Annotated in this window: 13 protein-coding genes; 5 read left to right on the top strand and 8 right to left on the bottom strand. The window is 65.5% G+C overall.

Annotated features, from left to right (window positions below; genetic code table 11):
* The first annotated feature begins 335 nt into the window (after window positions 1-335).
* Entirely contained in the window at window positions 336-977 is a 642-nt protein-coding gene (locus ACZ9H4_RS11990; protein WP_408140925.1) for a TetR family transcriptional regulator, read from the top strand.
* Between the two features lie 208 nt (window positions 978-1,185).
* On the opposite strand, the gene ACZ9H4_RS11985 is transcribed toward ACZ9H4_RS11990, so the two are convergent.
* Complete coding sequence (locus ACZ9H4_RS11985; protein WP_476119129.1) at window positions 1,186-1,818, bottom strand: isochorismatase family protein; 633 nt, start codon at window positions 1,816-1,818, stop codon at window positions 1,186-1,188.
* 184 nt (window positions 1,819-2,002) lie between these two features.
* On the opposite strand from ACZ9H4_RS11985, the gene ACZ9H4_RS11980 reads away from it, so the two are divergent.
* Window positions 2,003-2,998: a helix-turn-helix domain-containing protein gene (locus ACZ9H4_RS11980; RefSeq protein ID WP_408140494.1), complete on the top strand. Its 996-nt coding sequence runs from the start codon at window positions 2,003-2,005 to the stop codon at window positions 2,996-2,998.
* Window positions 2,999-3,238: 240 nt separating this feature from the next.
* On the opposite strand, the gene ACZ9H4_RS11975 is transcribed toward ACZ9H4_RS11980, so the two are convergent.
* The 6 genes from ACZ9H4_RS11975 to ACZ9H4_RS11950 all read right to left on the bottom strand — a co-directional run bounded on the left by ACZ9H4_RS11975 (window position 3,239) and on the right by ACZ9H4_RS11950 (window position 9,021).
* A complete protein-coding gene (locus ACZ9H4_RS11975; RefSeq protein WP_476119128.1) occupies window positions 3,239-4,000 on the bottom strand; it encodes a CoxG family protein in 762 nt (253 codons plus the stop codon).
* A gap of 34 nt (window positions 4,001-4,034) precedes the next feature.
* Window positions 4,035-4,427 carry a DUF427 domain-containing protein gene (locus tag ACZ9H4_RS11970; RefSeq protein ID WP_408140490.1) on the bottom strand — a complete coding sequence of 131 codons (393 nt, stop codon included), beginning with the start codon at window positions 4,425-4,427 and terminating at the stop codon, window positions 4,035-4,037.
* Window positions 4,428-4,577: 150 nt separating this feature from the next.
* Window positions 4,578-5,075 carry a peptidase associated/transthyretin-like domain-containing protein gene (locus ACZ9H4_RS11965; RefSeq protein ID WP_476119127.1) on the bottom strand — a complete coding sequence of 166 codons (498 nt, stop codon included), beginning with the start codon at window positions 5,073-5,075 and terminating at the stop codon, window positions 4,578-4,580.
* Between the two features lie 300 nt (window positions 5,076-5,375).
* Window positions 5,376-6,899: a DegQ family serine endoprotease gene (locus ACZ9H4_RS11960; protein ID WP_408140486.1), complete on the bottom strand. Its 1,524-nt coding sequence runs from the start codon at window positions 6,897-6,899 to the stop codon at window positions 5,376-5,378.
* Between the two features lie 153 nt (window positions 6,900-7,052).
* On the bottom strand, window positions 7,053-8,354 hold the full coding sequence (locus ACZ9H4_RS11955; RefSeq protein ID WP_408140484.1) for an ATP-binding protein: 1,302 nt from the start codon (window positions 8,352-8,354) through the stop codon (window positions 7,053-7,055).
* A 4-nt stretch (window positions 8,355-8,358) separates the two neighbouring features.
* Window positions 8,359-9,021, bottom strand: a complete 663-nt coding sequence (locus ACZ9H4_RS11950; RefSeq protein WP_408140483.1) for a response regulator — start codon at window positions 9,019-9,021, stop codon at window positions 8,359-8,361.
* A gap of 221 nt (window positions 9,022-9,242) precedes the next feature.
* Between ACZ9H4_RS11950 and dacB the strand changes: the two genes are divergently transcribed.
* The 3 genes from dacB to ACZ9H4_RS11935 all read left to right on the top strand — a co-directional run bounded on the left by dacB (window position 9,243) and on the right by ACZ9H4_RS11935 (window position 13,424).
* Window positions 9,243-10,898, top strand: a complete 1,656-nt coding sequence (dacB, locus tag ACZ9H4_RS11945; protein WP_408140481.1) for a D-alanyl-D-alanine carboxypeptidase/D-alanyl-D-alanine endopeptidase — start codon at window positions 9,243-9,245, stop codon at window positions 10,896-10,898.
* A 218-nt stretch (window positions 10,899-11,116) separates the two neighbouring features.
* A complete protein-coding gene (locus ACZ9H4_RS11940; RefSeq protein WP_476119125.1) occupies window positions 11,117-12,079 on the top strand; it encodes a sterol desaturase family protein in 963 nt (320 codons plus the stop codon).
* Between the two features lie 94 nt (window positions 12,080-12,173).
* A complete protein-coding gene (locus ACZ9H4_RS11935; protein WP_476119123.1) occupies window positions 12,174-13,424 on the top strand; it encodes an SGNH/GDSL hydrolase family protein in 1,251 nt (416 codons plus the stop codon).
* A gap of 141 nt (window positions 13,425-13,565) precedes the next feature.
* On the opposite strand, the gene ACZ9H4_RS11930 is transcribed toward ACZ9H4_RS11935, so the two are convergent.
* Complete coding sequence (locus tag ACZ9H4_RS11930) at window positions 13,566-14,618, bottom strand: L-threonylcarbamoyladenylate synthase (RefSeq protein ID WP_408140475.1); 1,053 nt, start codon at window positions 14,616-14,618, stop codon at window positions 13,566-13,568.
* Window positions 14,619-14,627: the final 9 nt, after the last annotated feature.

Here is a 14,627-nt window from a genome sequence, read left to right as displayed (position 1 = left end):
GGAAGCCCGTGGCTGCACCGCGCACCTGCCGGGGCATCGTGGTGCGAATGCGCCATACCGTGGAATGCCGCACGGCGCCGCCCTCTCGGGCAACGCGCAGAGCGTTTTGGAAGGCAACAGTGACGGATATTAACCGGTCGTCACGGCTTGGGCTATCCGGTCGTGGGGTGCTATTATATATACGTTCACGAATGCATGTAAAAGTGCATTTACATCTCTTGTGGGCGGGGGGCTCGCAAGAATGGTTCCGAAATTCCGAAATAGTAGACAGATTGTCATCGGGCCGACTTAAAAACGCCCGGGAAAACCCCACAATCAGGGCAGGTCATACCAATATGGTCAGAAGAACCAAAGAAGAGGCGTTAGAGACGCGCACCAGTATTCTCGACGCGGCCGAACGCGTGTTCTTCGAGAAAGGCGTATCGCGCACTTCGCTCGCCGATATCGCCCAGGCCGCCGGCGTCACGCGCGGCGCAATCTACTGGCACTTCGCCCACAAAAGCGACCTCTTCACCGAAATGTTCGACCGCGTGCTGCTACCGCTGGACGAACTCAAAGCCGCGTCGCAAGACCCCAACGAACCCGATCCGCTCAAGCGCGTGATGGAAATCTGCGTGGTCTGCCTGCGCGACACCGCCAACGACCCCCGCCGCCGGCGCGTATTCGACATCCTGTTTCTGAAGTGCGAGCTGGTCGAGGAAATGGGCCCGGTGATGGAACGCTATCAGACCAATATGCGCGAGGGGCTCGCCAAAATTGAAGGCGGTCTGCGCAACGCGGTCTCGAAGGGACAAATGCCCGCGGATCTCGATACGAAACTCGCGGCGGCGATGGTGCATGCGTTTGTCAGCGGCTCGCTGCGCGACATGCTGTTCCTGCCCGATGCGACGGATTTCGGCGCGCATGCGCAACAGATGGTCGAAGGCATGTTCGACGCGCTGCGGCTAAGCCCGGCGCTGCGCAAGCGGACGGCGTAACGGCCGCGCGGTGCGCATGCCGCGGCTTGAGGGGCGGCGTCGTTAGCGCCAGAAAAGCGGGCGGGGTAAGCAACCTCGCCCGCTTTCGTTTGGGCGCGACAGCTGGTGGTGGGTGCGGCCGCTTTGGGTCGTGTGACTACGAGCTGCGACAGCAGCCCCAAACCGCCTCACCCAGCCGACGCATGCCTTGCCTCATCATGCTCCCGCTTCAGGCAACCGCCCGTCGCGCCCGTGCCGCCTGATTCGACGTATAGATATTGTCGCGCGCGAGCGGCGCCCCGCCTTGCACCGACGTGATCCACTCGTCCGTACTCGCCACCGCCGCGAAGCGCGATTGCAGCACCACGCTGAATACCCGGTGGATGTCCTCCGCGCTGGCAAAGCCCGCACTGTTCTCGTACGGCACCGAGCCGGTCGCATCGTGCAGGAATTCGACGGCGAGCCCCGCGTGAACCGCGTGATTGATGGTCCACGCGTCGCAGTTGTGCGTCATGTAGCCGGCCACGGTCAGCGTGTCGACGCGCCGCGCGGCGAGCCAGTCGGCCAGATCGGTGCCGGTGAACGCGCTCGGCAAAGACTTCTCCACGTAGTGATCGTGCGGGCGCGAGCCGACCACCGGATGCAGCTCCGCCGCCGCGCTGCCGCGCGCGAACAGCGGCGAGGTGGCCGGCGCGACGTTCTGCACGACCACCACCGGCACGCCGGCGGCCCGCGCCGCGTCCATCGCGCGGCCGATATTGGCGAGCGAAGTCTGTACTTCCGGGAATTCGATCGGCAGATCGCCGGTCACGTATTCGTTCTGCACGTCGATGACGATCAGCGCACGGCGCGGCGTGGTCATGGCAAGGCTCCTGGCGGATGATGGAATGAACGGGGAAAGGTTCGCGCCGCGCGGCTTGGCGTGGTGCCGAGCGGCTCGGTGACGCGATGACTGCATTGTTCGCCCGTCGCCGTTTTCGCGACAGCGGCCCGAACGACAAGATTCGCTAGAATCGGGCCATCCGTTGAATGTCAGGAGGTGATCGATGGCGCATCCCGCTCCGCCGGGCGCCCTGCTGGACGGCGCACCCCGCCACATCGTGGCCGTGGTCGCGTTCGACCGCATCAGCCCGTTTCATTTGTCGGTGCCGTGCGTGGTATTCGGCGAGGATCGCCGCGGCGGCGGCCTGCCGGACTTCGACTTGCGCGTCTGCGCCGCCGAGACGGGCGCGCTGACGACCACGGCCGGCTTCTCGATCGCCGTCACGCACGGACTCGACGCGCTCGCCGAGGCGCACACGATCATCGTGCCGAGCTGGCGCGATCCCGACGAGACGCCGCCCGCCGCGTTGCTCGACGCGTTGCGCGCGGCTCACGCACGCGGCGCGCAACTGGTCGGGCTGTGTCTGGGCGCGTTCGTGCTGGCCGCCGCCGGCATCCTCGACGATCGTCCTGCCTCGACCCATTGGGCATGGGCCGACGATTTCGCGCGCCGCTATCCGCGCGTGCGGCTCGACCCCGACGTGCTGTACGTGGACGACGGCAATGTGATGACCTCGGCCGGCACCGCCGCCGGCCTCGACTGCTGCCTGCACGTGCTGCGCAAGATGTGCGGCGCGCAGGCGGCGAACTACGTGGCGCGCAGGCTGGTGGTGCCGCCGCACCGGCAAGGCGGCCAGGCGCAATTCGTCCAGCAGCCGATGCCGCCGAACCTGCGCGGCGACCGGCTGTCCGGCCTGCTTGATTGGGTGAGCGGCAATCTGCACCTGCCGCACACGCTCGACACGCTCGCCGGGCGCGCGTTGATGAGCCGCCGCACCTTCACGCGACGCTTTCGGCTCGCCACCGGCACGACGGTCGGCGCGTGGCTGCTGGCGCAGCGGCTTGCCCGCGCGCAGCAGTTGCTGGAAAGCACCGACGCGTCGGTGGAAGCGATCGCGGGGACTGCGGGCTTCGGCTCGGCGGCTTCGCTGCGGCAACATTTCGGGGATGCGTTTCGCACGTCGCCATCCGCGTGGCGACGGGAGTTTGGTGGCGGCTGAGCAAAGATGTTGCGCGCACGCGGCTGAGAGTCGGCGACACCGGGTGAAAGCGCGGGGACATGAACGGCGAGCGCGAGAACAACGATAGAGGCGAGACTAACGCGTTCAGGGAACGCGCCTGGGGATGTCAGCGATCAACAGTGTTCCGTAGTGGTCCACCGTGATTTCGTAGTCGCGCCGACGCGACAGCAGCGCGATTCGTCATCGCCGCGCAATGGCTGCGCGACGATCGTACCGTCGTCAAGCCTCGCTAAGCCACCGCGCCGCATACAGTAACAGCGCGACCAGAAAAATCATCACGGCCCACGCCCAATTCGGAACCACGTGCGAACCGTGCTCGCGCCGCGAGACGCCATGCGACAGACCCTGCGAAACGCCGTGCGACGCACTCGCCACCCGCCCTGTCATCGCGTTGCCGTGCTCCATGCGCGTACGCCGGGCGATGCCCGCCAGCGTGATCGGCCTTAAAAACACATGCTGCCGACGCACAGGCGAACCGCGCGCGCGGTTCGGGCCTTGTCCGTGCCTCGCCCGGACCACCGCGTCGAATTCGGTGAAAAAATCATCGGCGAGTTGATGCAGCGCGTTTTCGAGCTGGCGCGTCGGCAATTCGGCAAGCGGTCCGGACGAGGTTGCCCAGATCGTATAGTCGATACGCGTGCTGCGCTCCTTGCCGGCGCCGTGCGCGCTTTCGTCCGCGCGCAAGCGCACTTCGATCTGCCCACGCAACGCGCCGATGCCCTCGGCGCGCGCCTTGAAATTGATTGTGCGGCGCTGGGCATCCGCCGGTCCGGAGTCCTGGCCGGCCACGTGGGCGCGCGCTTCGTAACGCGCGCGCAACGGGCCGAGCGGCACGGTCATGATCAACTCGTACTCGCCGTGCGCGAGGCGCGTGAACGACTCGCAGTTATCGAGGCTGGCGCGCAACATCGCGAGGTCTTGCAATGCGTCCCAGACATCGGATGGCGCAAGTGGAATCCGTAACGCGTTGTTCAGTTCCATGGCAGCCTCTTCCGATGAACGCGCGACAGCGGGATCAGGACGTCTGATCGATGCGGTCGACGCGCGATGCGTAAAACGCGAGATACCCTTTGATCCGCGCAACCGGCTCGAACGGCGCCTCGTAGCTCCACACGGCGTTTTCTACCACACCGTCTTCGGTGCGCAGATGAAAGTAAGAAGCGTCGCCCTTGTGCGGACAGTGCGAAGTATGCGTCGAGCGTTCGAGCCGGGCCATGTTGACGTGCTCACGCGGGAAGTAGAACACGTCCGGCAAACCGGTCTCGGTGAGCGTGAGCCCCGCCTGGGTGTCGGCCATGGTCACGCCGCCGTGGATCACGCGCACCCGGTGGCTGTTGCTACGGATCGTGATCGTGTGGCCGCCCGTGCTCGCGCCGGGGCTACCGTGTGGTGTCAAGGCATCGCTCATGTCTCGGCTCCGTGATGGTGTGCGGTCGTACAAACAGGAAAGCCACGGGCGCGCCCGTGGCTTCATTATCGGCCAAACCGCCGCCGATTGCGCGGGCTTCCTCGTGCAGCGGGCACCTCAGCCGCATTGCCGTCGTGAAGCCGCACCCGCTTACTTCGTATTCCAGTAGAACGCCGACCTGGCGCTGCCCTTGGCCTGGACGGTCACCGCCTTGGACTGTTCCTGGTCCTTGTAGCTCGCGTGCACGGTATAGCGGCCGGGGCGCAGCCTGACCAGCATGTAAGGCCCGCGCGAGCTGGTGTTCAACACCTCGCTGTTATGGGCGTCGACTATTCGCACATGAACGTCAGCGAGAAATTCGGAGCTGGGACCGGTAAAGCGCAGCGACAGCGGCCACTGGCTCTGCGCGTGTTGCAGCGCTTTCGATTCGTCGAGGCCGACACCGCCCGACACGAATGAGACGTCGCCCTGCTGCTGGATTTGCGGCAGCCCGCCGCCATTGGTGTTGCCCGCGCTGCTGTCGTCGGTGGTGGTGCCACCGGTGACCTCACTCGCCTGTTGTGCCTGCACGCCGCCCGCCAGCCCGAGCGTGAGCGCCGCGCAAAGCGCGGCGACTACGATCCCTCGCTGATTGCGTTGGGTTTTCATCGGTTCGCTCCTTGTTGAGGACTTGTCGTCCGGTATATCCGGTGTCCGCGATGGGTCCGGATCAAGGCAGGTGCAACCTGCGTGCCAGTCGCCGGGACGTCGTCCGCAAACCGCTGCCACGCGGCGTCGCAGGGGTGCGCCACGCTTTTCACGCACTTTTTGACAGGCGAAAAAAAAGCCGGTCCTTTGCAGTAAATGCAAGGACCGGCAAAAGGTACTGCCAAAGCCGGACAGAGCGGGCGATGCGTCGGTCAAACTGCCGCCTCGACGATCACCGGGCCGGCCGTTCAAAACAACCTGTTAGCCGAGATCGACCGGAACGAAGATCTGCGCGTTGTCCCGCTGGATCAACAACGCGATGCTGTTGCCGGCGCTGCTGATCATCTGCTTGAGCTGATCCACGCTACTGACCGGACGGCCGTTGACCGCCAGAATCACGTCACCCGCCTGGATGCCGGCGTTCTCCGCCGCGCCGCCCGACTGTTGCACCAGCAGACCGTGCGACACCGACGCGCCGCTCTTCTCTTCCGGCGTCAGCGGACGCACCGCGACGCCGAGACGGCCTTGCAACTGCGTCGGCTCATCGGCCTTGTTCGACGCAACCTTCGTATCCGACAACGAGCCGATGGTCACCTTCAGGTCCTTGGTAGCCTTGTCGCGCCAGATCTGCACGGTGGCCGAGCTGCCTGGCGCCAGACCTGCGACCTTCGACGGCAGATCCGACGAGTCGGCGACCGGATCGCCGTTCAGCGACAGAATCACGTCGCCCGGCTGCAGACCGGCCTTGGAAGCCGGGCCGCCCGGATCGACCGAGCTGACCAGCGCACCTTGCGGCTTCTGCATGCCGAACGAATCGGCCAGCGTCTGATTCAGACCTTGCACCGCGACGCCGAGACGGCCGCGGCTCACGTGACCGGTCTTGACGAGCTGGTCCTTGACCTTGATCGCTTCATTGATCGGAATCGCGAACGACAGGCCCTGGAAGCCGCCGGTCTGCGAATAGATCATCGAGTTGATGCCGATCACTTCGCCCTGCAGGTTGAACAGCGGGCCGCCCGAATTGCCCGGGTTCACTGGCACGTCGGTCTGGATGAACGGCGTGTAGTTTTCGTTCGGCAGCGAACGCGACTTCGCGCTGATGATGCCCGAGGTCACGGTGTTGTCGAAGCCATAAGGCGAGCCGATTGCGACCACCCACTGACCGACCTTGCTTTGACGCGGATCGCCGATCTTCACGGTCGGCAGGTTGCTCGCGTCGATCTTCAGCACGGCGACATCGGACTGCTTGTCGGCGCCGACCACCTTCGCCTTGAACTCGCGCTTGTCGGTGAGCTTCACAGTGACGACGTTCGCGCCGTCCACGACGTGCGCATTGGTCAGGATGTAGCCGTCATTGCTGAGGATGAACCCCGAGCCCAGGCTCGCGCTCGGCTGATCGGGCGCATCGCCGCCGCCGTCGCCGTCGCCACCACCTTGCATGCCCGGCATGCCGCCGAAGAAGCGTTTGTAGAATTGATAGAACGGATCGCTCGGATCGATCGGCAACTGATTGCCGCTGGCGTTGCCGCCATTACCACGCAGCGCGGTGCGCTTGACCACGTGCTTCGCGCTGATGTTGACGACGGCCGGCCCGTAGGTTTCGACCAGACCCGAGAAATCGGGGATGCCGGTTTTGGCCGCGGCTTCGGCAGGCATCATCGCGGCTTGCGCCGGCGAGATCACCTGCGGTGCGGGCACATCGCGATGCCCCGCCACATAGCCGGCGGAAAGCGCAACGGCGACAGCTACTGCAACAGCGCTGCGAGACAAGGTTTTCGCGTTCATCGTGTACTCCTGACTGGAGAGAGCTTCTGGGATGTCGGGGAGCGTACGTGGGATCGCTTAAAAGAGTCTTAAGCAGCGTCAATCGGCAAAAACCGATTTTCGCGATACGTTTAACCCTCGATCAACCCGGATTGAGAAAAGAAAGGCTCATCGTCAGAAGTGCACCGTGACCTGCAAGCCGCCCGCAGGCGATTCGTCGAGTGAGACGCTCGCGTGGTGTTGTGTCGCGATGCGGCGCACGATCGCGAGGCCCAGCCCGGTTCCCGCCACATCGGCGCGCGCGCGATTCGCGCCGGCGCCGGCACGGTAGAAGCGATCGAACACGCGATCGCGGTCGGCCGGGTCGATCCCCGGTCCATTGTCTGCAATCCGCACGACCGGATGCCCGCCTTCGACGCGCAGGCTGACATCGACGCGGCCACCCTGCGGCGTGTACTTGGTGGCATTGTCGACGAGGTTGTTGAACATCACGCGCAGCGCATCGGCATCGCCGATCACCGTGGCCGCTTCGCTCGCCTCGACACCGAGATCGACACCTCGATTCAGCGCGAGTGGCGCGTAGGCCGCCACGCACTCCTGCAACAGCCTGCGCAGATCGATCGCGTCCGTGATGGCCACACCATCCGGTTCGGAGCGCGCGAGCGCGAGCAATTGCTCGGCGAGACGCGTGGCACGCGTGACGCCCGCCTGCAGATCCGCGAGTGCCTCATTGCGGGCGGCATCGTCTTTCGCGCGCGCCACCAGTTGCGCCTGAATCTGCACGGCGGCGAGCGGCGTGCGCAATTCGTGCGCGGCGTCGGCGACGAAGGCTTTCTGAATATCGAGCGCGGTCGCGAGCCGCTGAAGCAGTCCGTTCAACGCGCGCACGAGCGGCTGCACTTCGAGCGGCAAGCGCCGGTCCGGCAACGGATCGAGCGCCTCGGGATGACGCGCGTCGAGCGCGCTCGTCACGCGCCGCAACGGTCGCAGCCCGCGTCCGACGATCACCCACACGGCGAGACCCAGCAACGGCAGCAGCACGATCAACGGCCACAAGGTACGCAGCGCCACATTCGCGGCGAGCCGGTTGCGCACGGACAGCGGCTGCGCCAGTTGCACGACGTTATCGCCGACGATCGCGCCATACACGCGCCATTCGCCGCGCTCCGTGCGTTCAGTCGAAAAGCCGAGTTCGGCGCGCGGTGCAAGTGGCGCACGCGGCCGCGAGTAGTACATGAGCACGCCGTTGCGATTCCAGATCTGCAGCACGATGCCTTCGTCGCCGGTGTCGCGCGAACCGAGCACCTGCGAGAACGGCTCCGATGGCAGCGCCGCGGCGATCTGCTCCAACTGGTAATCGAACAGTTCGTTGGCTTCGGCGAGCGCCTGCCGGTAAATCAGCCAGCCCGCGATGCCGACGCCGAGCAACACCAGCGCCAGCAGCCAGACCAGCAGTTGTCGGCGAATCGAACGCATCGGCTCAGGCGTCCTTCGCGATCATGTAGCCGAGACCGCGCACGTTGCGGATCAGGTCCGCACCGAGCTTCTTGCGCAACGCGTGAATGTAGACCTCGACGGTATTGCTGCCGATCTCCTCGCCCCAACCGTACATTTTTTCTTCGAGCTGGCTCTTCGACAGCACCGCCCCGGGCCGCGCGATCAGCGCTTCCAGCAAAGCGAATTCACGTGCAGACAATGCGACTAGCGCGCCGTCGAGCGTGACCTGGTGCGACGCGGGATCGAGCGTGAGGGTGCCGTGGCGGATCGTCGAATCGCTGCGCCCGGACTGGCGCCGGATCAGTGCGCGCATGCGGGCGCCGAGTTCGTCGAGATCGAAAGGTTTGACGAGGTAGTCGTCGGCGCCGGCGTCAAGGCCTTTGACGCGCTCGGCCACCGCGTCGCGCGCGGTGACGATCAGCACCGGCAGCGCGTGGCCGCGTGCGCGCAACGTGCGCAGCACGTCGAGACCGTCGCGTTTGGGCAGGCCGAGGTCGAGCAGCACCAGATCGTAAGGTTGCCCGCTCGCCGCACTCAGCGCGGCTTCGCCGTCTTCCACCCAGTCGACCGCGAAGCCTTCGCCGCGCAGCGCCTTGCGCACGCCTTCCGCGATCATCCGGTCGTCTTCGACTAGCAAAATGCGCATGGTTATACGTTCCGAAACGTTTGATGATGCCGCATTCTAGCGCCGCCCCCGCCCTGCGCGGTGCGTGATGCTTTTTTCTCACCGCAGCCTGGCGGCAGGTCACTACAATGGGCGCTTTGCGTCGCGTGGCCGCAATTCGCCCCGCACGCGCCGCGCAATGAATCAATGCTGCGTGGGTTGCCGCAAGCCCCACGCCCCAAAATTGAGTTCCTCACCCGTTCATGACGCACGCTTTCCTGTCTTCCATCGCACGCCGCGTGGCGTTGCGTCCGCGCCGTTCCGCGGCACCCGCCGCTGCCGCGCGCACGCCGCACCGGCTCGCGCCGCTCGCGTCGGCATGGCTCATCGTGTGCGCCGCGCTCAGTTCGGCCGCGGCGTTGCCACTCGCCGCGCAGGCGCGCGTCAAGGCTGCGCATCCAAGCGTCAGCGTCACGACGGTGCTGCCGCAACCGGTGATGGCCGCGTTGCAGCGCGCGCACGTGCCGCTGTCGTCGATCAGCGTGGTGGTGGAGAAGGTTGGCGACCGCACGCCGATCGTCGCGCTCAATGCCGGCAAGCCGATGATGCCCGCGTCGACGATGAAGCTCGTCACCACCTACTCCGGCCTGTCGATTCTCGGCCCGGACTATCGCTGGCGCACGAGTGCATACGCGGACGGCACCCTGGACGGCAACGGCGTGCTGCACGGCAGTCTGTACATTCAAGGCACCGGCGATCCGAAGCTTGTGCCGGAAGAATTGATCGATCTCGTGCAGAAGATTCACAAGGCGGGCATCACCGGCATCGACGGCGCGCTGGTGCTCGACAAGCGCTACTTCGATCCGTCGACACGCGACCTCCCGCCGTTCGACGACGACGCCACCGCGCCGTACAACGTGGGCCCCGATCCGCTGCTGTACGCGTTCAAATCGCTGTCGTTCACCGTGACGCCGTCGCCCGACGGCCGCGTCGCGATCGACGTGCTGCCGGCGCTCGCGCAGTTGCAAATAGACAATCAGATGCGCGCGGTCAACGGCCCCTGCCGCGGCGATGCGGCCTCCGTGTCGCCCACCGTCACGCAGCAGCCGAACGGCACCCTCGTGGCCTCGTTCACCGGCGACTATTCGATACGCTGCGACCCGCGCACGATCAACGTCGCGGTGCTCGATCACTCGACCTTTTTCGCGGGCGGCTTTCTCGCGCTGTGGCAGCAGACCGGCGGCACGTTCAGCGGCACGACGCGTGAAGGCGCGGTGCCCGTCGGCGCGAAACTGGTCGCCACGCACCAGGGGCCGGTGCTCTCCGACATCGTTCGCGACATCAACAAGTTCAGCAACAACACGATGGCGCGCAATCTGTTCCTGACGATCGGCGCGGCCGAAGAGAGGGCGCCCGCGACGCCCGCCAAAGCGGCGCGCGCCGTGGAGGCGTTCCTGCGCCGCGACAGCCTCAACACGGAATACCTGACGCTCGACAACGGCTCAGGCCTCTCACGCGACGAGCACATCACCGCGCTCGCACTCGCCGACGTGTTGCAGCGGGCCAATGCGAGCCCGGTCGCGCAGGTGTTCGTCGAGTCACTGCCAATCGCGGGCGTCGACGGCACGATGCGCAATCGCCTGGCCAATCAGGGCGCGGGCGGCAACGCGCACATCAAGACCGGCACCTTGCGCGACGTGCGCGCGATCGCGGGCTATGTCGCGTCGGCGGACGGCAACAGTTACGTGGTCGTCAGCCTGATCAACGATCCGCATTCGGAAGCGGCGCGCGCCGCGCACGACGCGTTGCTCGAATGGGTCTACGAAGGACCGTCGCAAGGCTTCAGGAAGATCGCCGACCCCGTCGACGAACCGCGCGGCAAGCCCAGGAAAAACCCGCGCAAGCGCGCGAGCCACTGAGGATTTCTTCTAGCGAAGCCGTGCGCGCGAAGGTCCTAAGCGTGTACGCTGTCGGGCAGCGATCGACACGCACGCAGCGCCATGCGTGTCGCGCAAAGCGCGCGCCCGGCACGGTTCTCCGAAGGGACTTCTTCCGAAAGCTGCGCGGCTCGCTCGAACAATAACGACACGACCCGCTGCGCACAGCGCTGCGGTCAGGGACCACGGAGGAAGACACCATGCAATTCGATGCTGAATTGCTGCTGCTCGCCATGGCGCCAGTCTTTCTCGCGTGTATCGGCTGGGAGGCGTGGCACCTGCGGCGCACTCGCCCGGGCGAGCAGATCTATAGCTGGAGCGACACGTTCTGCAATGCCGCGCTCGCGCTGATGCAACAAGCCGCCGACAAGCTCGCGTGGCTCGCGATCATTCCCGTCTACGCGTTTTTCTACGAGCACTACCGCGTCCACACGTGGCAGGCGAGCTGGGTCTCGCTCGTCGTGCTGTTCGTCGCCCAGGATCTGCTCTATTACGTGTTTCACCGCTGCAGCCATCGCGTGCGCTGGCTGTGGGCCGCGCACGTCGTGCATCACTCGTCGGAGCGCATGAATTTCTCGACCGCGTTCCGTCAGAGCCTGATGTACCCGGTCGCCGGCATGTGGCTGTTCTGGATTCCGCTCGCCGTGCTCGGCTTTGCGCCGAAGCAGATCGTTGCCATCGTGCTGATCAATCTCGGCTTCCAGTTCTTCGTGCATACACAGGCCATCGGCAGGCTCGGCTGGCTCGAATACGTGTTCAATACGCTGTCGATCCATCGGGTGCATCACGCGCGCAATGACCGCTATATCGATCGCAATTACGCGGGCGTGCTGGTGGTCTGGGACCGCCTGTTGGGCAGCTATGTCGACGAGCACCCGCACGACGCGCCGGTATACGGCATCGTCGAACCGCTGCACACGTACAACCCGCTGAAGGCGACGTTTCACGAATGGGCGTCGATGGCCGTCGACTTCGCAAGCGTGCGCGGCGGGCGCAACAAGTTGCGCGCGTTGTTTGCCCCGCCTGCGTGGGCCACGGATTATCATGCGCGCCGCGTGGCCGGTCCGGCTGCGCCCGGTGCGGCTTCGAGCGAAGACACGAACAAGCAGTCACACGCGAGTGCAAACCATACGGCCGCGCTTCAAACGCAGCGCAGGCCGTAGAAGATTCTGTAAGCTGTCGCCACGCCGCCGACGCGGCGGGCGCTGCCTGCAACACATGGCGCAAGGGCCACATAAACGAGGAGATGTAGTCAACATGAATCAATCAGCATCGAAGAAACATCAATTCATTCGCGTCACGCAGATCGCGCTGGCCAGCGCCGCGTTCGCCCTGCTCGCGGCCTGCGGCGGTGGCGGCGATGACAACAACTCGAACAGCAGCACGCCGGCAGGCGGCGTCAAATTGCAGGTGGTGTCGTTCGGCGACAGCCTGTCGGACGTCGGCACATATTCGCCGGTCATTCAGTCGAGCTTCGGCGGCGGCCGCTTCACGACCAACCCGGGCGAGGTGTGGACGCAGAAGGTTGCCGAGTACTACGGCGACACGCTGACGCCGGCATACCTCGGCGGCTTCGGCAAACCGCTCGCCGCGGCAGGCGGCTACGGTTATGCACAGGGCGGCTCGGACGTCGTCAACGCTCAAGGCCAGGGTTGGGCGCCGAACAACATGGCGGCGACGACCGTGCCGGTTGTGACGCAGGTGGACCAATACCTTAGCGCACATACGAGCTTCAATTCGAACCAGCTCGTGCTGGTGAACGGCGGCGCGAACGACATCTTCCAGTTCGCGGAGACCACCGCCAATCTGACAGCGCTAGCCACCGCGCTGAAGACTCAATTCCCTGTGGCCGTGCAAAACGGCTTACTGCCGAACTCGCAGGCAGGCCAGGTTGCGTTCATCGTCGGCTATCTGCAGCAACTGGCCAACCCGCAGATCGCGCAAGCCGCTGCCGCGCTCGCCACGAAAGTCCAGACCATCGTCAACGCGGGTGCGACTCACGTGGTGGTGTCGACGGTGCCGGACATCGGCAATGCGCCGCTCGGCGTCGCAGCCGAAGCGCAAACGGCGGGCTCGGGTGCGCTGCTGTCGGCGATTACCGCGGCCTATAACTACATGCTGGGCCAGAAGCTGAAGGACCTCGGCGTCGCGGGTACGGGCAAGGTGATCGTGGTCGATGCGTTCACGTGGCTGGATCAGCAGGTGCCGAACTACCAGGCGCTGGGCTTCACGGTGTCCAATACCGGCACGGCATGTAACCTGGCGTCGATGGAGAGCAACGCAACCGCCTACGCTAAGGCCAATCCGAGCGCGACGAACGGGCTGACCCCGGAGCAGTACGGCGCCCAGTTCGGCTCATCGCTGTTCTGCTCGCCGCAAACCTATACGGTGGCTGGCGCGGACCAGACCTATATGTTCGCGGATACGGTCCACCCGAGCACGCACTTGCACGCGTTGTTCGCGCAATACGTGCAGCAGCAGATCGCTGCTAGCGGGCTCGGAAAATAAGGTGGAATTGGCCGCCTCGCGGCGGCAGTAGCGGTTCGGCAAAACAGAACGCCCGGCTTGGTGTGTCAAGCCGGGCGTTATTGTTTTTGGCGATACGTGAGCGGCAGCATTGCGCGTGTGCGCACGGATAAAAACCTGCCGCTAGCCTTGCGCTTCGAACGCTGCCGCGGCTCTACCCAAGCGGTCGTTCACCGCGATCCATTCGATCGTATCGGGCAGCTTCTCGATCAGAATCCGCGTGACATTCGCGCGATCCAGCGCGCGAAGCAAACCGTACAACTCACGCGCGTACACGTGCGGATCTTCAGGCGCGGCGATGAAATGCACGCCCTCGGCATCGGCCCAATGGCCGGCTCGCGAAGCGCGCGCGACCAACGCCACACGCTCACCCGCTTCACGCGCGGCAAGCAAGGGCTCCAGCGCACCGAACGGCAACAGGGCCAGCGGCGTGCGCGGCGCGTAATGCGCCTTCAACGTGCCGGAAGCGCGCGGCGCGGTCGCGTCCGAGCCGTCCGGCAAGCGCGGCGCCTCGCCGAGCACGTCGGCGATATCTTGCGGCGTGACGCGGCCCGGCCTCAAGAGCGCCGGAAAACCACGCGACAGATCCACGATGGTCGATTCGATGCCGACATCCGACGCGCCGCCGTCCAACACATGAATCGCGCTGCCGAACTCGTCGCGCACGTGTTGCGCGGTGGTCGGGCTCACATGCCCAAAGCGATTCGCCGACGGCGCGGCCACGCCGCCATGTCCGCCGCGCAATGCGCTGAACGCCTCCAGCAAAGCCTGCGCGACAGGATGCGACGGGCAGCGCAGCCCGACCGAATCCTGACCGCCGCTCACCGCCGCCGGAATCCGCGCGGCACGCTTCAGTATCAGCGTGAGCGGGCCTGGCCAGAAGGCGTCAATCAGACGCTGCGCGTGCTCGGGCAACTGTTCGACCCAGTAGTTCGGATCGCCTTGCGGCGCCAGATGCACGATGACCGGATGATTCGCCGGCCTGCCCTTCGCCGCGTAAATGCGCGCGACCGCGTCCGGACTTTCGGCGTCGCCGCCAAGCCCGTACACGGTTTCCGTCGGGAACGCGACCAGGCCGCCCGCGTCGAGCAGCGCCGCCGCGTGCTCGATCTGCGCGGCGCTCACCGGCGACGCGCTCGCAGCGTTTTCAGCGGGGGGGTTCTGTTGATCCGGCATGGCGCGCGC

The organism is Paraburkholderia sp. TE9906 (assembly GCF_056279605.1).
Note: the sequence above shows the minus strand (reverse complement) of the source record. Positions and strands in the feature narration are given on the sequence as shown.